Source organism: Pectobacterium atrosepticum, from assembly GCF_000740965.1.
GTDB classification, from domain to species: Bacteria; Pseudomonadota; Gammaproteobacteria; order Enterobacterales; family Enterobacteriaceae; genus Pectobacterium; species Pectobacterium atrosepticum.
This window is the reverse complement of record NZ_CP009125.1, coordinates 4,508,172-4,526,654: the sequence shown is the minus strand read 5'-3', so window position 1 is coordinate 4,526,654 and position 18,483 is coordinate 4,508,172. Positions and strand designations below refer to the sequence as shown.

General features: G+C 54.7%; 14 protein-coding genes. 10 read left to right on the top strand and 4 right to left on the bottom strand.

Translation table 11 applies throughout. The features are described 5' to 3' along the window. Positions 1-2 precede the first annotated feature (2 nt). The 4 genes from glpG to malQ are packed head-to-tail and all read left to right on the top strand — an operon-like array spanning position 3 to position 6,281. Positions 3-836 (top strand): rhomboid family intramembrane serine protease GlpG, encoded by an 834-nt coding sequence (gene glpG / locus GZ59_RS20140; RefSeq protein ID WP_039294106.1) that lies wholly within the window; start codon positions 3-5, stop codon positions 834-836. A gap of 24 nt (positions 837-860) precedes the next feature. Continuing rightward, positions 861-1,619, top strand: coding sequence for a DeoR/GlpR family transcriptional regulator (locus GZ59_RS20135; protein ID WP_005969330.1), 759 nt, complete (start codon positions 861-863; stop codon positions 1,617-1,619). Between the two features lie 42 nt (positions 1,620-1,661). Beyond that, a complete protein-coding gene (gene malP, locus GZ59_RS20130; RefSeq protein ID WP_100675267.1) occupies positions 1,662-4,184 on the top strand; it encodes a maltodextrin phosphorylase in 2,523 nt (840 codons plus the stop codon). A gap of 21 nt (positions 4,185-4,205) precedes the next feature. Continuing rightward, complete coding sequence (gene malQ, locus GZ59_RS20125) at positions 4,206-6,281, top strand: 4-alpha-glucanotransferase (RefSeq protein ID WP_039294103.1); 2,076 nt, start codon at positions 4,206-4,208, stop codon at positions 6,279-6,281. A gap of 70 nt (positions 6,282-6,351) precedes the next feature. Here the strand turns inward: malQ and nfuA are convergent, their stop codons facing one another. Both nfuA and gntX read right to left on the bottom strand, forming a co-directional pair. Then, positions 6,352-6,927: a Fe-S biogenesis protein NfuA gene (gene nfuA / locus GZ59_RS20120; RefSeq protein WP_039294102.1), complete on the bottom strand. Its 576-nt coding sequence runs from the start codon at positions 6,925-6,927 to the stop codon at positions 6,352-6,354. 60 nt (positions 6,928-6,987) lie between these two features. Then, positions 6,988-7,689, bottom strand: coding sequence for a DNA utilization protein GntX (gntX, locus tag GZ59_RS20115; RefSeq protein WP_039294099.1), 702 nt, complete (start codon positions 7,687-7,689; stop codon positions 6,988-6,990). Between the two features lie 46 nt (positions 7,690-7,735). Here gntX and bioH point away from each other — a divergent pair, with 46 nt between their 5' ends. From bioH to GZ59_RS20085, 6 genes are all read left to right on the top strand, one after another. Beyond that, positions 7,736-8,503 (top strand): pimeloyl-ACP methyl ester esterase BioH, encoded by a 768-nt coding sequence (gene bioH, locus GZ59_RS20110; protein WP_039294096.1) that lies wholly within the window; start codon positions 7,736-7,738, stop codon positions 8,501-8,503. Positions 8,504-8,686: 183 nt separating this feature from the next. Beyond that, positions 8,687-11,809, top strand: a complete 3,123-nt coding sequence (acrD, locus tag GZ59_RS20105; RefSeq protein ID WP_011095603.1) for a multidrug efflux RND transporter permease AcrD — start codon at positions 8,687-8,689, stop codon at positions 11,807-11,809. Between the two features lie 94 nt (positions 11,810-11,903). Beyond that, the gene (locus GZ59_RS20100) at positions 11,904-13,649 is read left to right on the top strand and encodes an alkaline phosphatase (RefSeq protein ID WP_011095602.1); all 1,746 of its coding nucleotides are present in this window, start codon (positions 11,904-11,906) and stop codon (positions 13,647-13,649) included. Between the two features lie 12 nt (positions 13,650-13,661). Next, entirely contained in the window at positions 13,662-14,141 is a 480-nt protein-coding gene (locus tag GZ59_RS20095) for a hypothetical protein (RefSeq protein ID WP_011095601.1), read from the top strand. Between the two features lie 8 nt (positions 14,142-14,149). Next, positions 14,150-14,842: an ABC transporter ATP-binding protein gene (locus GZ59_RS20090; protein WP_011095600.1), complete on the top strand. Its 693-nt coding sequence runs from the start codon at positions 14,150-14,152 to the stop codon at positions 14,840-14,842. Then, complete coding sequence (locus GZ59_RS20085) at positions 14,839-16,122, top strand: FtsX-like permease family protein (RefSeq protein WP_011095599.1); 1,284 nt, start codon at positions 14,839-14,841, stop codon at positions 16,120-16,122. Before GZ59_RS20090 ends, GZ59_RS20085 begins: the two co-directional genes overlap by 4 nt. Before the next feature lie 142 nt (positions 16,123-16,264). On the opposite strand, the gene GZ59_RS20080 is transcribed toward GZ59_RS20085, so the two are convergent. Both GZ59_RS20080 and kduI read right to left on the bottom strand, forming a co-directional pair. After that, complete coding sequence (locus GZ59_RS20080; protein ID WP_011095598.1) at positions 16,265-17,314, bottom strand: asparaginase; 1,050 nt, start codon at positions 17,312-17,314, stop codon at positions 16,265-16,267. A gap of 323 nt (positions 17,315-17,637) precedes the next feature. Continuing rightward, positions 17,638-18,474: a 5-dehydro-4-deoxy-D-glucuronate isomerase gene (kduI, locus tag GZ59_RS20075; protein ID WP_011095597.1), complete on the bottom strand. Its 837-nt coding sequence runs from the start codon at positions 18,472-18,474 to the stop codon at positions 17,638-17,640. Positions 18,475-18,483: the final 9 nt, after the last annotated feature.

The following is an 18,483-nucleotide window of genomic DNA, read 5'->3' as shown; positions in this document are numbered from 1 at the left end:
CTATGATGATTCGCGTTATTGCTCTCTCCAACCCGCGTCTGGCTCAGGCATTTGTTGATTACATGCGTACGCAGCAGGTCTATCTGGAGATGCGGCCTCAAGGGCATGAGGCTGAACTGTGGCTGGAAGATGAAACCCAACTGGGCAAGGTTCAGGAAGCGCTGGAGATTTTTCTGCGCGACCCGACAAACCCGCGCTATCTGGCGGCGAGCTGGCAAACGGGATCGATGGATACTGGTATTCAATACCAGCGTTATTCTTACCTGCAAACGCTGAAGCAAAAAGCAGGGCCGCTGACGTTATCCGTGATGGTCGTGACGATTGCGGTGTTCATCCTGATGCAAGTTTCAGGTTATGAGAGCGTGATGACGTGGCTCGCGTTCCCAGCAGAAGGACAGCAACTACAGCTGTGGCGCTGGTTTAGTCATGCTTTGTTGCACTTTTCTCTGCTGCATATTTTGTTCAATCTGATGTGGTGGTGGTATCTGGGGGGGCCGGTTGAAAAAGTGTTGGGAACCGGCAAGCTGTTGGTCATCGCGCTGGTTTCTGCGCTGGTTAGCGGCTGGGCGCAATCCTGGTGTAGCGGCACCTATTTTGGTGGCCTGTCCGGCGTTGTTTATGCCCTGATGGGGTATGTCTGGCTTCGAGGGGAAAGAGAGCCTGACGGCTATTTATCCATGCCGCGCAGTCTGATGGCCTTCGCTTTACTGTGGCTGGTCGCCGGATATTTCGATATTTTAGGCATGTCGATCGCGAATGCGGCGCATGTGGCAGGGCTGATTGTCGGGCTATTGATGGCCTTTTGGGACACGTATAATAAAACAAACCCTCGGTAAATCGGGGCGTCTTAGGGGATAAATGTGAAGCAGACACAACGGCATGACGCCATTATTGAACTGGTGCGTCGGCAGGGGTATGTCAGTACTGAAGAACTGGTGGATCATTTTGCGGTGAGCCCGCAGACCATCCGTCGCGATCTGAACGATCTGGCTGAACAGAATAAAATCCATCGTCACCACGGTGGTGCGGCTTTGCCGTCCAGTTCAGTTAACACGGCTTATCATGACCGTAAAATGATGTGGTCGGATGAAAAAGCGCGCATTGCCCGTCGGGTGGCGAGCCAGATTCCAGACGGGGCTACCTTGTTTATCGACATCGGCACCACGCCCGAAGCGGTGGCCTATGCGCTGATGCAGCATAAGGATCTGCGTGTGGTCACCAATAACCTGAATGTGGCAACACTGCTGACTGCAAAAGAGGATTTTCGCCTGATTTTGGCTGGTGGCGAAGTGCGGACCCGCGATGGCGGTATTATGGGGGAGGCGACGCTCGATTTTATCTCTCAGTTCCGTCTGGATTTCGGCATTTTGGGCATCAGCGGTATTGACATGGATGGGTCATTACTGGAGTTTGATTACCATGAAGTGCGTACAAAACGGGCGATTATTGAAAATTCTCGCTGCGTCATGCTGGTGACAGATCATTCCAAGTTCGGCCGCAATGCGATGGTGAATTTGGGTAACATGGATTTGATCGACTATCTTTTTACCGACCAGTCACCACCACCCAGCGTACTGAAAATCATTGAACAACATAAGGTACAGTTGGAGTTGTGTTAAGTCCGATGTGCCTTTTCCATGATGGACAAAGGAGGAGGCACGATGTCAGATTCTTCAAACAAGTCTGGTTCTTCAGAAAAGTCAGGATTGTCAAAACGTTCAGTGGCTGCAAAAAAGTCAGATGCTTTGACGCAACCCGTTTCCCCCACTCATTCTGCCATCGCTTTTGATGCACCACAGTTTGCCGCCTCGCTGCTTCGTCAGCAGCGGCTCGGTGGCGTTGCTTCCCTGAAGGCGATGACACCGGTGCAGTGCTGGCGTGCCGTCAGCCTTGCGCTGGCAGAACAGTTGCTGACGCACACCGCATCGCCAACGCCTCCTGCTTCCAATACACCTCAGCGCCATGTGAACTACCTCTCGATGGAGTTTTTGCCCGGCCGCCTGACGGGCAACAATCTGCTGAATCTGGGCTGGTATGACGCGGTAGCCACCGCGCTGGCCGAGCAAGGGCTGAACCTGAGTGATATTCTGGAGCAGGAAACCGATCCGGGTTTAGGCAACGGTGGATTAGGTCGGCTGGCATCTTGCTTTCTGGATTCAATGGCGACGGTGGGGCAGCCTGCAACGGGTTACGGCCTCAATTACCAGTATGGTCTGTTTCGTCAGCATTTTGCGCAAGAACAGCAGCAGGAAACGGCCGATGACTGGCAACGTGACACCTACCCGTGGCTTTTACCGCGAGCGGATCTGGCGGTGGATGTTGGGTTTGGCGGGCGTTTGCAACCCCAAACCGACGGGAGCCTGCGCTGGTTGCCTGATACGGTTTTCAGGGGTGAGGCCTGTGACCTACCGGTGATTGGCTATCACAACGGTGCCGCGCAGCCGCTGCGCCTGTGGCGTGCCACGCATCGTGACCCGTTTGATCTAACCTTATTCAATGAAGGTCACTATCTGCGTGCGGCGCAGGCGGGCATTTCCGCCGCCAGCCTGACTAGCGTGCTGTACCCGAATGACAATCATACGGCAGGCAAACGCTTGCGCCTGATGCAGCAGTATTTCCACTGTGCCTGTTCGGTAGCTGACATCCTGCGCCGCCACCTTAACGCGGGGCGTGCGTTATCTGCGTTGCCGGATTATGAAGTCATCCAGCTTAATGATACTCACCCAACGCTGGCGATCCCTGAATTGATGCGTCTGCTGCTGGATGAGCATCAGATGTCGTGGGATGAAGCCTGGTCGATAACCGGACGCACTTTTGCCTATACCAACCATACATTGATGCCGGAAGCGCTTGAGCGCTGGGATGAACGGCTGTTTAGCCGCCTGCTTCCTCGCCACCTGTCGATTATCCGACAGATTGATACGCAGTTTAGGGCGCAGGTCGAGGACAAGTGGCCCGGCGATCGGCTAGTATGGGCGAAGCTGGCCATCCGCCACCAGCGCCAGATTCGCATGGCGAACCTGTGCGTCGTGAGCTGCTTTGCCGTCAACGGTGTGGCGGCACTGCACTCGGCGCTGGTGGTAACAGATCTGTTCCCTGAATATCACCAGTTGTGGCCGACCAAATTCCACAACGTCACCAACGGTATTACGCCACGCCGCTGGTTGAAGCAGTGTAATCCGGCGCTGTCTGCGTTGATCGACGACACGCTGTATACGCCGTGGGTGAATGATTTGCCTGCGCTGCAAGGGCTGGAACCCTATGCTGACGATGCTGGCTTTCGTGAGCGTTATCGACAAATTAAGGCCGATAATAAAACGCAGCTGGCGACCTATCTCCGCCAGCAGTATGACATCGTGGTCGATCCACAGGCGCTGTTTGACGTGCAAATCAAGCGATTGCATGAATACAAGCGTCAGCATTTGAATCTACTTCATATTCTCGCGCTATATCGTCAATTGCGTGACAATCCGCATCTGGATATAGTGCCGCACGTCTTTTTGTTCGGTGCCAAAGCCGCACCGGGCTATGTATTAGCGAAAAACATCATTTATGCCATTAACCGGGTCGCTGCAGTCATTAACCAAGATCGCCGCGTTAACGATCGCCTAAAGGTCATCTTCCCGGCGGACTATCGTGTATCGCTGGCTGAACGGATGATTCCTGCTGCTGATGTGTCTGAGCAGATTTCGACGGCAGGTAAAGAAGCGTCCGGTACTGGCAATATGAAGCTGGCGCTGAACGGGGCGTTGACCGTCGGTACGTTGGACGGGGCGAATGTAGAAATGGCGCAGCAGGTCGGCGAAGACAATCTGTTCATTTTCGGCCACACCGTGGAACAGGTCAAAGCGTTACAGGCTCAGGGCTACAAGCCGTCTGACTACCTTGCTGTGACGCCGCTGCTGCGTGAAATACTGAACGAGTTGGCGAGCGGCGCGTTCAGTCAGGGTGATAAAGACGCGTTTGCCCCGCTGCTGGATAGCCTGCTGAAACTGGGCGATCCCTATATGTTAATGGCCGATTTTGCACCGTATTGTGAGGTGCAGCAGCGTGTTGATGCGCTTTACCGTGAGCCGGATGAATGGACGCGCCGTTGTGTGCTGAATACTGCCAGAATGGGGATGTTCAGTTCGGACAGAGCGATTCATGATTACCAGACGCGCATTTGGCAGGCGCATCGTTAGGAAAAGGAGAGGGTATTCAAGGTGGATAAACTGGCAAGCCAACAGACAGGCATCGCGGAAAGCTATACCGATGCCTATGGCAAAGAGCACATTGTTGCGGCCGCAATCATCAATCAGATTCAGGAAATGATGGACGTTTCTGATAGCGGCAATGCGCCCTTGCCGCCTGTTCGTGTCTTTTTGCAAGGCCGGGATGCGGTCATCAAGCTTGCTGGTCATGGTGAATACTTCTGGACGCTGATGTATGAAAATGGCGGGCAAATTCAAGGGCAGATAACGGGCGGCTCAACGCTGGCTCTGCCGGGCGTGCTGCCGCTGGGCTACCACTACCTGACGCTGACGCAGGCCGACCAGCGCTGGAGCTGCCGGATTATTGTCGCGCCGCACCGTTGCTATGAACCCGAAGCCTTACAGCAGGGAAAACGCTGGTGGGGCGTTACCGTCCAGCTTTACACCTTGCGCTCGCAGAACAACTGGGGCGTGGGGGATTTCGGCGATCTGCGCCAACTGGTAGAACAAATTGCCCGGCGTGGCGGTGCCTTCGTGGGGTTGAACCCACTGCATTCTCTGTATCCCGCGCTGCCAGAGGCTGCAAGTCCTTACAGTCCTTCATCCCGCCACTGGCTGAACATTATTTATATCGATGTGAATCGAGTTGATGATTTCCAGCAGAGCGCGGAAGCGCAGGCGTGGTGGCACCGTGAGGAGACGCAAAGTGCGATCACATCGCTGCGGGCGGGTCGCTGGGTCGATTATGAACCGGTTACGCAGCTTAAGCTGGCTGCCTTGCGGCTGGCGTTTCGTTACTTTACTACCCGTAGTACTCTGGATCCGCGTATTAGCGCCTTTCGTCAATTTGTCGTCAGCGGCGGGCAGAGCCTGCAACTCCAGGCGACGTTTGATGCGTTGCAGGCCTACCTGAAAAAGCAGGGCGAGAATTATGCGGACTGGCACCAGTGGCCCGCCAGCTATCATGATGTGCACAGTGAGACAGTGAAGTCATTCCGCCGTGAAAACAGCGATGAGATTACGTTCTACAGCTGGCTACAATGGATGGCGCATGAGCAATTAGCGGACTGTTATGCGCACAGTAAGCAGCTTGGCCTGCCGTTAGGCCTGTATCGCGATTTAGCCGTTGGCGTTGCACAGGGCGGCGCGGAAACGTGGGACGAACGACAGCTATATTGTCTTGATGCTTCTATCGGGGCACCGCCGGATCCGCTTGGGCCGCAGGGGCAAAATTGGCAGCTTGCACCGATGAACCCCACCATGATGCAGCTTCGGGGCTATCAACCTTTTATCGACGTACTGCGTAGCAACATGGCGCACTGCGGTGCATTGCGCATCGATCATGTGATGGCGCTTTTACGCCTGTGGTGGATCCCCAAAGCGGAGTCGGCGGGCAGCGGGGCTTATGTGCATTATCCGGTTGACGATCTGCTGGCGGTGCTGGCGCTGGAAAGCCAGCGTCATCGCTGCCTGATTATCGGTGAGGATTTAGGCACCGTGCCGCCGGAAATTGTCAGTAAACTGCATGACTACGGTATCTATTCCTACAAGGTGCTGTTCTTTGAAAAGGACGAAGAGAATCACTTCCGTGCACCCGAAGATTATCCACGTCAGGCGATGGCAACCATCACCACCCACGACCTTCCAACGCTGCGCGGCTACTGGCAAACGGTGGATTTATCGCTTGGGCGCGAGCTAGGGCTTTACCCTGCGGAGTCGTTGTTGCAGGAGCAGATGCAGCAACGTGAGAAAGCGAAACAGGGGCTGCTCAATGCGTTGCACGAATTTGGATTACTACCGCAGCGTGTTGGCCGCAACTCGGCGCTAACGACGATGGGCACACCGCTGAGCCGTGGTGTTCACCGTTATGTCGCGGATAGTGCATGTGCACTGGTTGGGTTTCAGCTGGAAGATTGGCTAGATATGGCCACACCAGTCAATGTACCGGGCACCAATCGTGAATACCCCAACTGGCGGCGCAAACTGACGCGTCCGTTGGAATCGATCTTTGCTGACCGCTGCCTTGAACGACTGGTTCGGGATGTGGATTTACGCCGCGGCGCGCCGATGAAAACGCAAAAAGCCTAACAACAGAACGAACACTTTTCCTCCCCTGAGTCTGGGAGGAAAAGCAAAGATAAATTAGCAGGGTAGAGGATTAATAGTAAGAGTGCTCGCCGCGCTGGTGTTCGGTGAGATCTCTCACGCCTTTCAGCTCGGGGAATTTCTCCAGCAGCTCTTTCTCGATCCCTTCTTTCAGCGTGAAGTCGACCATAGAACAGCCGTTACAACCGCCGCCAAATTGCAGGATCGCCAAGCCGTTATCGGTAATTTCCATTAACGTCACGCGGCCGCCGTGGCCAGCCAGCTGTGGGTTGATCTGCGATTGCAGCACATACTCAACGCGTTCCATCAGCGGGGCGCTGTCGTCCACTTTACGCATTTTGGCGTTTGGCGCTTTCAGCGTGAGCTGAGAACCTAACTGGTCGGTCACGAAGTCGATGTCAGCGTCTTCCAGATAAGGGGAGCTAAGCTCGTCCACGTAAGCGGAAATTTTTTCAAACTTCACTACGGTATCGCTGGCTTCTACGGCATCCGGTGGGCAGTAAGAAACTCCGCACTCGGCGTTTGGCGTACCTGGATTGATAACAAATACGCGAATCTGTGTGCCTTCTTCCTGTTTTGCCAACAGTTTCAGGAAATGCTCCTGAGCAGCATCGGTAATACGGATCATAATAGTAAGCTCGATAGTTGACTGCACTTATCGGTTATAATACGCCCATCCTCCCCCTGACTACAAGGTTCGGCACAAACACCAGACCTGAACGCCCGCCGCGCCTTGAGCCAGCAACAGCCTGCTGATTTCGGCTGCGGTGCTGCCCGTCGTCACCACATCATCCAGTAAAACCACCTGCTGCCCGGACAGCGGAACATCACAGGAAAATGCACCTCGCAGATTTCTTCGCCGCGCGCTGGCGCTGAGCGTTTGCTGTAACGGCGTGCGTCGCGTGCGCTGCAACTCGCGTGGGTCGTAAGCGCAGTTCAGCCAGTGCGCGAGAGGGCGAGCGAGCAGTTCGGTCTGATTGAAACCGCGATGCCACTGGCGATTTCGGTGCAGGGGAACGGTGAACAGACGATCGGGGCGGAATAGGGGAACCTGCCCAGTGAGCTTTCGCTCGCGATAGGTCATTTGCCAGCGTAATAACAGCTGTCGCGCGAGTACTGCTGCCAGTTCGGTTTTACCGTGAAACTTGAAATGCTTAAGCAGCGTGTTGAACGGCGGCGCGTAGTCGCTGATAAAGGTCATCGATTGCCAAGGCGGCGGGTCTTGCAGACAGCGCCCGCACTGACGTGTTATGTCGCCTGTGGGCAAACCACAACGCGGACAGCAGGTGGGAAAACGGGGAAAATGACGCTGACAGTACGAACAAATTCCCTGCTGGCTGCGGTGAAGCGGCAATAAACATAGCCAGCAGCGTGCTGCGATGGTTAACATATTCTTTCCCTAAATACGGTTTTTCCCTGAGAAAGGAAGATAACGGATGGCAGCGTTGTATTGGCAGACCGAAGGCGCAGGAAATACGGATCTTGTGTTGCTGCACGGATGGGGATTGAATGCGCAGGTATGGCAGAGCATGGTTGTGCGACTCGCTCCGCATTTTCGTCTGCATCTGGTCGATCTGCCGGGCTATGGCAGAAGTCAGGGGTTCGGGCCGATGCCTCTGAGTGACATGGCGAACATTGTGCTGACGCAGGCACCGGAACGTGCTGTTTGGCTGGGGTGGTCACTGGGTGGATTGGTTGCCAGTCAAATTGCGCTGAGCGCACCTTCGCGGGTGGAAAAACTGATTACCGTGGCGTCGTCGCCCTGCTTCAGCGCGCAGGATGACTGGCCGGGTATCAAACCGGACGTCTTACAGGGCTTTCAGCAGCAGCTCAGCGAAGATTTTCAGCGCACGGTCGAGCGGTTTCTGGCGCTGCAAACGCTGGGAACGGAGAACGCACGGCAGGATGCAAGACTGCTAAAAAGTGTGGTACTGGAACAGCCGATGCCGTCAGTTGACGTGCTGAACGGCGGACTGGAAATTTTGCGTGAAGCGGATTTACGCCAGCCGTTAGCCGACTTGACCGTGCCGCTCCTGCGGCTCTATGGCGCGTTAGACGGATTAGTGCCGCGCAAGGTGGCAGGGCGGCTGGATGATGAGTGGCCGAATTCGACGTCGGTGGTGATGCCAAAAGCCGCGCATGCGCCGTTTATCTCGCATCCTGATGCTTTTACCGAGCAGGTCATCGCGTTCGCTCAGGCGTAGCCGACGATAATTTACATTTTCTCCTCAATTTCTCCACGATTTAGCCGACGCTGGCAGTTAAGGTAATTCAGCACCCTATATACAGGGTTTTTCTCTGGGGTTAGTGAATCCAGTTCTGATCGAACATAAGTAGGCTGCTCATGAAGCAGCCACATTAAAATATGGCTGAGGAGTGTAGAAGAGATGGCGAACTTTTTTGTCGACCGTCCTATTTTTGCGTGGGTGCTGGCTATCCTTCTCAGCCTGTGCGGTATGTTGGCGATCAAGTCATTACCGCTAGAACAATACCCCGATCTGGCTCCGCCTAGCGTAAGGATCACGGCTAGCTATCCCGGTGCGTCGGCACAGACGCTGGAAAATACCGTGACACAGGTTATCGAGCAGAGCATGACCGGGCTGGATAACCTGATGTACATGTCCTCGGACAGCAGCAATACCGGGCAGGCCCGAATCATGCTGACCTTCGAAGCGGGCACCGACCCCGATGAAGCCCGTCAGCAGGTGCAAAATCAACTTCAATCCGCTACCCGTAAGCTGCCGCAGGACGTGCAGCAGCAGGGCGTCACCGTAAGTAAAACCGGCGACACCAATATCCTGATGGTCGCGTTTGTCTCTACTGATGGCAGCATGGACAAACAGGATATCTCCGATTATGTCGCGACGAATATTCAGGAGCCGATCAGCCGCATCAGCGGGGTGGGCGAGGTCGATTCCTATGGATCGCAGTATGCGATGCGCATTTGGTTGGACCCAGCCAAACTGATGGATTATTCGCTGACGACCAGCGACGTTGTGCGGGCTATCGAATCGCAAAATAGTCAGGTTTCGGTAGGGCAAGTTGGCGGTGTACCGTCGGTGGATAATCAGGCGCTTAACGCCACGATCAACGCACAATCTCTGCTACAGACGCCGCAACAGTTCCGTGATATCACGCTGCGCGTCAATCAAGATGGGTCTGCCGTCACGCTGGCCAATGTTGCGGAAGTGGAACTCGGTGCCGAACGCTATGATTTTCTCAGCCGCTTTAACGGTCAGGCTGCATCTGGGCTGGGCGTTAAGTTAGCGTCTGGCGCTAACGAACTGGAAACTGATAAGCGCGTCAGAGAACGCATCGAAGAACTGTCACATTACTTCCCCCACGGGCTGGAAGCCAAAATTGCCTTCGAAACGTCCCCTTTTGTGAAAGCCTCCATTACTGATGTGGTGAAAACGCTATTTGAAGCGGTGCTGCTGGTCTTTCTGGTGATGTACCTGTTTTTGCAGAATTTCCGCGCCACGCTGATTCCCACGATTGCAGTGCCGGTGGTGTTGCTCGGTACGTTTGCTGTGCTGTATGCCTTCGGCTTTAGCCTGAACACGCTGACAATGTTCGCGATGGTGCTGGCGATTGGCCTGCTGGTGGACGACGCCATCGTGGTGGTTGAAAACGTAGAGCGGGTAATGAGCGAAGAAGGGCTATCGCCACGTGAAGCGACGCGAAAATCGATGGGGCAGGTGCAGGGGGCGCTGGTCGGGATTGCGCTGGTGCTGTCCGCTGTGTTTGTGCCGATGGCTTTCTTTGGCGGCACCACGGGGGCGATTTATCGTCAGTTCTCCATCACGATTGTGACGTCAATGATTCTGTCGGTGCTGGTGGCGATGATTCTGACGCCTGCACTGTGTGCGACGCTGCTCAAGCCGCTCGCCAAAGGCCAGCACCACGGCCGTAAAGGTTTCTTCGGCTGGTTTAACCGGAGCTTTACCCGCACGTCGCTGGGCTATGAGCGTGGCGTCGGCAAGATATTGGTAAACAGCGGACGCTGGCTGCTGCTTTATATGGGTATTATCGGGATTATGGCTTTCCTGTTTTTCCGGCTGCCAACCTCGTTTTTGCCACAGGAAGATCGGGGCGTGTTCACGACTCAGGTACAGCTTCCACCTGGGGCGACGCAACAGCAGACCTTACAGGTGGTCAACAAAATCGAGCAGTATTACCTTACGCAGGAAAAAGACACGGTGACATCCGTGTTTTCCACCATCGGCTCAGGGCCGGGCGGAAATGGGCAGAACGTGGCGCGGCTGTTTGTGAGCCTTAAAGACTGGAACGAACGCACCACGCCGGAGAGCAGTTCGTTTGCCGTCATCGAACGCGCCACTAAAGAATTTCGCAAGATCAAGGAAGCTCGCGTGTTCGCCAGCAGCCCACCGTCTATCAACGGTTTGGGCAGCGCTGCGGGCTTCGCTATGCGGTTACAGGATCGCGGTGGGTTGGGGCACGATGCGCTGATGGCCGCGCGGGATCAACTGCTGAATATGGCTGACAGTAACCGTGAACTGACGCGTGTGCGCCATAACGGTCTGGATGACAGTTCGCAACTGCGGATTCATATCGATCAGCGCAAAGCACAGGCGCTGGGCGTATCGGTAGACGACATTAACAGCACGCTGAAAACGGGCTGGGGGTCGACCTATGTGAATGACTTCCTTGATCGTGGCCGCGTGAAGAAAGTCTACGTGCAGGCGGCAGCGAAATTCCGCATGCTGCCGGACGATATCAGTAAATGGTATGTGCGTAATAACAGCGGCGGCATGGTGCCGTTCAGCGCGTTTGCACAGACTGTCTGGGAAACGGGATCGCCGCGCCTTGAACGCTACAACGGCTATTCGTCGCTGGAAATTGTCGGCGAGGCCACGCCGGGCGTCAGTACCGGTACGGCGATGAATATTATGGAATCGCTGGTGGAGAAGCTGCCGGAAGGCTTTGGGGTGGAGTGGACGGGGATGTCTTTGCAGGAGCGCCTAAGCGGGGCGCAGGCTCCGGCGCTGTATGCGATTTCGCTGCTGGTGGTGTTCTTGTGTCTGGCTGCGTTGTATGAAAGCTGGACTGTGCCGTTCTCCGTCATGCTGGTGGTGCCGATGGGCGTACTCGGGGCGCTGGTGGCGACCTGGGCGCGCGGTCTGGAAAACGATGTCTATTTTCAGGTTGGGCTACTGACGGTGGTCGGGCTATCGGCGAAGAACGCCATCCTGATTGTGGAATTCGCCAACGAGATGAACCAGAAAGGAAAGGATCTGGTTGAGGCCACGCTGGAGGCTTCCCGCCAGCGGTTGCGGCCTATCTTGATGACGTCACTGGCGTTTATCTTCGGTGTGTTACCGATGGCGACCAGCAGCGGTGCGGGTTCTGCCAGCCAGCATGCGGTGGGAACGGGCGTGATCGGCGGCATGCTAGCCGCCACCTTCCTCGCCATCTTCTTTGTACCGCTGTTCTTTGTCGTCGTGCGCCGTCGCTTTCCGCTAAAGGAGAAGGTGACGGAGCAGGATTAGGTGCAGATGCAATAATTTATGGTGAAATTCATCAAACTGTAAAAAAAGGTAACTACGTTATGTCCTGCTAAACTACGCAACCAAGGACATAACAATGAAAGCTCGCTGGTTACTGCCTTTACTGATTTCTGCTGCGCTGCCGGGAATGGTCCAGGCTCAGGCCATTTATCCCATTGACCGCGCCACCATGCTGGCGGGCGGGAAATTCGATTTTAAAGTCGAGTTTGATGAAGTACTCAAGCCGGAAGATATTCGCATTCTGATCAACGGCAAAGATTACCAGCAGGTGCTGGGCAAAACAGCCTCGTTTGTTGAGCGTGAAGATGGCGGCAACGCTTCCACTGTCTGGCTGCGAGACGTAAACCTGCCAGAAGCAGGCAAGTACGTGGTAGAGGCGGAAGCCAAAGGCAAAAAGACCCAGGTGAACTGGGACGTCTATTCAGCGTCTGGTACGCGTAAAGCCAAGAACGTCATTCTGTTCATCGGCGATGGCCTGTCCGTTGCGCACCGTACTGGCGCGCGCATCCTGTCCAAAGGGGTGACGGAAGGGAAAGCTGACGGTCGTCTGGCGATTGATGACCTGCAATATATGGCGTTTGGCGGTACTTCCAGTACTGACTCCATCGCGGCCGACAGCGCCAACACCATGAGTGCTTACATGACCGGTCACAAATCCGGTGTGAATGCGCTGGGTGTGTACGTCAGCCGTAGCAAAAGCTCACTGGATCACCCGAAGCAGGAAACGCTGGGTGAGCTGCTAACGCGTTCTACCAAGATGTCTGTCGGTGTCGTCAGCGATGCTGAACTTCAGGATGCGACGCCAGCCGCTGTGGTTTCCCACACTCGCCGCCGTGCGGATAAAGCCGAAATTGTCGAGATGTTCTACAACGTGCAGCCTACGGTCATGTTAGGCGGCGGTTCTGCCTACTTCCTGCCGAAAAGCACGCCGGGTTCAAAGCGTAAAGACGAAACCAACTACGTTGAGAAATTCCAGCAGGCGGGTTACTCACTGGTTACCGATGCGGATTCACTGAAGAAAAACGCGTCACAGGCCACCAAGCTGCTGGGGCTGTTCCACACCGGCAATATGGATGGTGTGATGGATCGTCGTTTCCTGAAAAACGACGTAGCCAAGAAATTCCCCAACCAGCCTGACCTGACTGAAATGACGCAGGCGGCGCTGGATGTGCTGTCCAAAAACCAAGACGGCTTCTTCCTGATGGTGGAATCCGCGCTGATCGACAAAGCATCTCACCCGCTGGATTGGGAACGTGCGTTTACTAACACCATCATGCTGGATCAGTCTGTCGCGATCGCTAAAAAGTTCGTGGAGAAAAACCCAGATACGATGATTATCGTCACGGGTGACCATACGCACGGTCTGTCTATCATCGGTACGATAGATGACAGCAAGCCGGGCACCGAGATGCGTGAGAAAGTCGGTGTGTATGAAGACGCAGGCTATCCGAACTACAAAGACGCCAACAAAGACGGCTACCCGGATGATTTGAACGTCTCCAAGCGTCTGGCGGTGTTCTTCAACAACTACCCAGACTATTACGAAACGTTCCGTCCGAAGCTGGATGGTCAGTTCGTTCCTGCTATCAAGAACGAAAAAGATGAATACGTTGCTAACAAAGCCTACGAGAAAGTGCCGGGTGCGGTATTCCGTGAAGGGATCCTGCCACGCTCTTCCGATACAGGTGTTCATGCCGTTGACGATATGGTGATTCAGGCGAGTGGCCCCGGTGCAGAACGCATTCGTGGTTACATGGAAAACACCGATCTGTTCCGCGTGATTGTTGATGCACTGGCGGTGAAACCGCAAGACAAAAAGTAACCCTACGACGCTATGAATAATGCGAAATGTAGCAAAGCGGGGGCAACCCCGCTTTTATTCTCTTGGCTGCGTGCGGTGCTGGTGCTTCTGCTCCTCGGTGGTATCGCTCCGGTGAACGCTGCGCAGTCTGAACTCTCCTTCGATAAGCTGTATGCCTCTTACGGCGTGCTGGGTCTGGAATTCTCCAATGACGTCAAAGCGCTCTCCGGTAAACGGGTAAAGATGCACGGCTTTATGGCGCCGCCGCTCAAGGCGGAGTCACAATTCTTTGTATTAACTAAAATGCCGATGGCGCTATGTCCCTTCTGCTCGTCTGATGCGGACTGGCCCGAAGATATTGTCGTCGTCTATCTCGCCAAACGTCAGACCTTCGTACAGAACAACACCATGATTGAGGTGGAAGGTGTGCTGGAGCATGGATCGTGGACCGATCCTGAAACGGGTTTCGTCAGCCTGCTGCGACTGCGTGAAGCCACGTTCGATACCCTTTAGGAGCGCTGATGGCTGAGTTATTGATTCAACACCTGAGTGTGACCTTTCCTGATACGTCAGAGGCCGTGCTGGATATTCCCGCGTTGTCGATTCGTTCTGGCGAACGGGTCGCTGTGATGGGGCCTTCCGGTTCCGGTAAGACCACGCTGGTGAATGCCATAACTGGCATGGATCACAGCGGAACGGGTCAAGTGCAGTGGGAAAAGCAGGATATCTGGCAGTTGAAAGAAGCAGAACGCGACCGCTGGCGGGCGCAGCACATTGGGCTGGTGATGCAGGATTTCCACCTTTTTCCCGGTCTGAATGCAATAGAGAACGTCTTACTGCCTGCGCAGTTTCACCACTGGCGGATACCTGCATCGCTCAGGCAGCGGGCGGTAGATTTGCTGGCACAGGTCGGACTGGATACGGGAAAACGCCCGGTTGAGGTGTTATCACGCGGTGAGAAGCAGCGGGTTGCTGTCGCGAGAGCCTTGCTGAGCAATCCAGACATCATCGTTGCCGATGAACCGACAGCCAGTTTGGACGCGCAGAGCGGTGAGCAGATCGCTGACCTGCTGGTGACGCTGGCGCGAGAGAGCCGTGCAACGCTTATCGCCATTACGCACGATGCGCATTTGGCATCACAGATGTCGCGCTGTATTCAACTCGAAAAAGGACGCCTCGTGGCGGACACGCTGTATCAGGAGGATCCTGCATGATTCCATGGCGTCTTATCTGGGTAGACTGGCGTCGGCTATGGCCGGGTGTGCTGGTTGTGGTATTGCTGATCGCGATGGCGACAGCATTAAGTATTTCCGTGAGTTTGCAGGAAAGAGCGCTACGCATGGGCAGTGCCAAAGCGGCCGATCGTTTCGATCTGGTGATTGGTGCGCCGGGAAGCGAAACACAACTGGTGCTGTCGTCCGTGTTCCTGCAACCGTCTGCGTTGACCTTGATTCCTGCGCAGGTGCTGACTGATTTAGAGAAAAACCCGCTGGTGGCATGGGCGGCACCAGTCGCATTTGGTGATTTCTATCAGGGGATGCCGATTATCGGCACCACGCCGCCGCTGGTCACGGATAACGGCAAGCGACAACTCACTGCCGGACGCATGTTCAACGACGACTTTGAGGCTGTGGTCGGCGCGCAAACGGGGCTGACTGTGGGGAGTAAATTTAGCCCTATTCATGGTCAGATAGGAACGGAAGGCGCGCACGCGCACGATGATGTCATCTACACCGTGGTCGGTGTGTTGCCTGCCGACGGCAGCGCGTGGGATAAAGCGATTCTGGTGCCGGTAAATGCCGTGTGGCGGGTGCATGGGATCCATCCACCGCATGATGCAGAAGATGCACATCATGATGAACACGACCATGATGCGAGTGAGCAAGGAGCACATGATCACGACGATGAGCATCACGACGATCATAGTGATGTGGAAGCACATGAGCACAAACATCAGGCGGGACTGCCTGCGATTGTCGTGAAACCGAAAACGATCGCTGGCGCTTATCAACTGCGTTCTCTATATCGCAGCAACACAACGCTGGCAGTGTTCCCCGGTGAAGTGTTGGTGAAGCTGTACTCGATGCTGGGCGATATTCGCGAACTGCTGACCTATATCTCGCTGGGGACGGAGGGATTAGTGGGCGTAGCCGTCGCGATGGTGGCGGTTATCCATCTGCGGCAGCGGCAGAAACAGATTGGCGCACTCCGTGCATTTGGCGCACCGCGCTACGGCATTTTCACGTTGATTTGGAGTGGGTTGATGTCGCTGGTGAGTGTCGGCGTGCTAGTGGGTGTCGGTCTGGGCTACCTTGCTGCACAGGCTATTGCCGTAGTGATGAGCGAGAAAAGCGGCTTTGTCCTGCCGGTGACGCTGGAATGGGAAGACATCCACTTCGTTCTGCTCCTGTTGCTGGTGGCCGCTGTCGTCCTCACGATTCCGGCCATGCTGTCCTATCGTCAGTCTCCGGCAACGGCACTGCGTGGGGAATAAGTGCGTAGCGGAGAATAACGGCGTGCGCCGTCGGAAATGATGGGCACGCTTGCATCCATAGTGAAAATAATACGTTGCGTTGGAAAGGTATCTCGACAGACTGACACTGCGGGATACCTTATTATTCCGGCTTACCCCGCTCTTACTGCTCGAAATAGGTACGGATTTTCTCGATGTCGTCGCCGTTAGACAGCGCTAGCGAAAGCAGAATGCGTGCTTTTTGTGGGTTGTAGAATCCGCTGCCGATCGCACCGTCTTTCTTCTTATCGGTAACATAGCCGCTGCCGGTGCGCGTACTGATCACCACCGGAATGCCTTTGGCTACCGCTTTCTTGATGTCTTCTTTGATACGCGTGGGCGTCGCACCGTTACCGCTACCCGCGATAATGATGCCTTTTGCGCCCTGTTCAATGGCGGCATTCAGCAGACCACTGTCTTGATCCTGATAGCCGTAGAGAATGTCGACCTTCGCCAGCGTGTCCTTATTGCTTACGTCAAAGAACGGTTTGTTTTCGGGGGCAGCAGGCTGATAAAAGAAGCGCGGAACGCCGCCGTAGAATGCGCCCAGATAGCCTTGTTCATTGGCTTTGAACGTGTCCAGCGCCGTGGCATTGGTTTTGGTGGTGTAGAATGCGGAGCCGATGCGATCGTTCAGCAACACCAGCGCGCCGCGTTTTTCCGCGTTCTTACTGGTTGCCAGCGTGACGGCTTCCAGCAGGTTCATAGGACCATCCGCGCTGATGGCGGTGGCGGGACGCATTGCGCCGACGACAACCACTGGTTTCTCGCTTTTTACCGTCAGATCCAAAAAGAACGCGGTCTCTTCCAACGTATCGGTGCCGTGAGTAATGACGACGCCGTGCGTATTTGAATCGCCTAGCTGTTTGTTAATCGCTTTGGATAGCTTTAACAGAATCGCTTGATCGATATTTCCGCTGGCGGTATTGGCGATTTGCTCGCCTGTCACCGTAGCGACATCGCCAATAGCCGGAACGGCGTTCAACAGTTCCTGGATGCCGATAGCGCCCGCCTTATAACCTGTCGTGGCCGTATTGGATTCTGCCTTTCCAGCAATGGTGCCGCCGGTAGCGTAGATAGTGACGCCAGGTTTGGCGTCATCGGCTAGCAGCGCATGAGACGACAGCATCAGGCAAGCGGCGGTGATGGTGCGGGCGATAAATGAGAGTTGCATTTGCAGGTCCTTGTTTTTTGGTATGGGAATACAAGAACAAAAGCAACTTCTATACCAATGTTAACTTATCTGTTAGTCAGCTAATTAATTGCGGATAGTCTTTGGTTTGGTGCACGGCGTGGGGCGTTGGCGGCTATATTGCACCGCAATGGTGAGGGCTGTGGCATCGACGTGGAATGAGCGGTGCTGCCAAATGACAGGACGACTCCGTGCCGGTAGAACAGGATGACTACATCACGAGATTGCTGGCGCAACATAAAGAAGCAGGGTGAACGTGGTTCACCCTGCTGCATCTTACTCTCTTGGCGTAGCGCTAGAGAGGATTAGCGTAAATCCAACATCGCGATATGATCCATATCGTCAAACGTCAGGTTTTCGCCGATCATGCCCCAAATGAAGGCGTAGTTTTTGGTGCCGACGCCGGTGTGAATCGACCAGCTTGGGGAAATCACAGCCTGTTCGTTATGCATCACCAGATGACGCGTTTCATGCGGCTCGCCCATCATATGGAAAACAATGGTGTCTTCCGCCATATCAAAATAGAAGTAAACTTCCATTCTGCGTTCATGAGTATGCGTCGGCATTGAATTCCAGTTGCTGCCTTCCTCCAGACGCGTTAACCCCATGCTCAACTGGCAGGTTTCCACCACTTCCGGCACCAGATATTTGCAAATCGTCCTTTTGTTGCAGGTCGTGACGTCTCCCAACGGTGCTTTGATGGCGTCATCCTGTGTGATGATGCGTGTCGGGTAAACGGCATGAGCCGGTGCGCTGTTGTAATACAGTTTTGCTGGTTTTGCCTTGTCCAGACTACTAAATGCTAAAGCCTTGGCTCCTTTCCCGATATAGAGCGCTTCCTCGTTGCCAACCTGATAGCTTGTGCCGTCGATAACGATTTTTGCCGGGCCGCCGATATTGATCAGCCCCAGTTCGCGCCGCTCAAGAAAATAGTTCACGCCAAATTGTTTGCCGATGCCGTCATCAAACGTTATCTCGCCATCTATCGGCATGATCCCACCCACAACAATTCGGTCGATGTGGCTGTAAGTCATGGTGTAGTGGTTTGGCGTGAAGATTTTCTCAATGAGAAATTTCTTTCTCAGCTCGGTGGTATCAAGCGTTTTCGCATGCTCACTGTGTACACTCTGTCGTACGTCCATTCTGTTACC

What these genes read in the sequence shown, in the direction of transcription:
- glpG (WP_039294106.1), top strand. Translation starts at nt 3, where the DNA reads ATGATGATTCGCGTTATTGCTCTCTCCAACCCGCGTCTGGCTCAGGCA.
- malP (WP_100675267.1), top strand. Translation starts at nt 1,662, where the DNA reads ATGTCAGATTCTTCAAACAAGTCTGGTTCTTCAGAAAAGTCAGGATTG.
- nfuA (WP_039294102.1), bottom strand. Translation starts at nt 6,927, where the DNA reads ATGATCCGTATTACCGATGCTGCTCAGGAGCATTTCCTGAAACTGTTG.
- gntX (WP_039294099.1), bottom strand. Translation starts at nt 7,689, where the DNA reads ATGTTAACCATCGCAGCACGCTGCTGGCTATGTTTATTGCCGCTTCAC.
- bioH (WP_039294096.1), top strand. Translation starts at nt 7,736, where the DNA reads ATGGCAGCGTTGTATTGGCAGACCGAAGGCGCAGGAAATACGGATCTT.
- acrD (WP_011095603.1), top strand. Translation starts at nt 8,687, where the DNA reads ATGGCGAACTTTTTTGTCGACCGTCCTATTTTTGCGTGGGTGCTGGCT.
- GZ59_RS20100 (WP_011095602.1), top strand. Translation starts at nt 11,904, where the DNA reads ATGAAAGCTCGCTGGTTACTGCCTTTACTGATTTCTGCTGCGCTGCCG.
- GZ59_RS20095 (WP_011095601.1), top strand. Translation starts at nt 13,662, where the DNA reads ATGAATAATGCGAAATGTAGCAAAGCGGGGGCAACCCCGCTTTTATTC.
- GZ59_RS20090 (WP_011095600.1), top strand. Translation starts at nt 14,150, where the DNA reads ATGGCTGAGTTATTGATTCAACACCTGAGTGTGACCTTTCCTGATACG.
- GZ59_RS20085 (WP_011095599.1), top strand. Translation starts at nt 14,839, where the DNA reads ATGATTCCATGGCGTCTTATCTGGGTAGACTGGCGTCGGCTATGGCCG.
- GZ59_RS20080 (WP_011095598.1), bottom strand. Translation starts at nt 17,314, where the DNA reads ATGCAACTCTCATTTATCGCCCGCACCATCACCGCCGCTTGCCTGATG.
- kduI (WP_011095597.1), bottom strand. Translation starts at nt 18,474, where the DNA reads ATGGACGTACGACAGAGTGTACACAGTGAGCATGCGAAAACGCTTGAT.